The organism is Bradyrhizobium ferriligni, assembly GCF_056837965.1.
The window spans coordinates 1-438 of the sequence record NZ_JBXEJO010000296.1; the positions used below are offsets into that span (position 1 = coordinate 1).

Below are 438 nucleotides of genomic sequence, written 5' to 3' on the forward strand. Positions count from 1 at the left end.
GAAGCGGAACATAACAAGTGATAAATCAACATGGATTTAACTTTAATCACCGTCTAGAATAGCCTAAATAATTCAACTTGATTCTCATTATTGTTTTCTTCTTTTTTCTATTTCTAGTTTTTCACATTTAATTCTTCGTTTTTCGTTTTTAGTCCTATATTTTTATTTTAGAGCCATTATGGAATTATTGTCTGACTGTATATGCTATAGAAAAGACAGGAATAGCAGTCGGTGGACAAAATATAAACAACCTAAGGTACGCTGATGACACAATTCTCATGGCTACAAATGAACACGATCTGCAAGACTTGATAGACATACTAGTGAGAGAAAGTGAAAAGAAAGGATTAAGCATGAATATAAAGAAAACAGAGGTTATGGTTGTCTCCAAGAAACAAGAAACACCAACATGCAATATCAAAATAAATAACACAACAC

Annotated in this window: 1 protein-coding gene; it reads left to right on the plus strand. The window is 31.7% G+C overall.

Translation table 11 applies throughout. The features are described from left to right. Nucleotides 1–242 precede the first annotated feature (242 nt). The coding region (locus AC1VNY_RS42705) for a reverse transcriptase domain-containing protein (RefSeq protein WP_482409708.1) at nucleotides 243–438 on the plus strand (196 nt) is incomplete at its 3' end.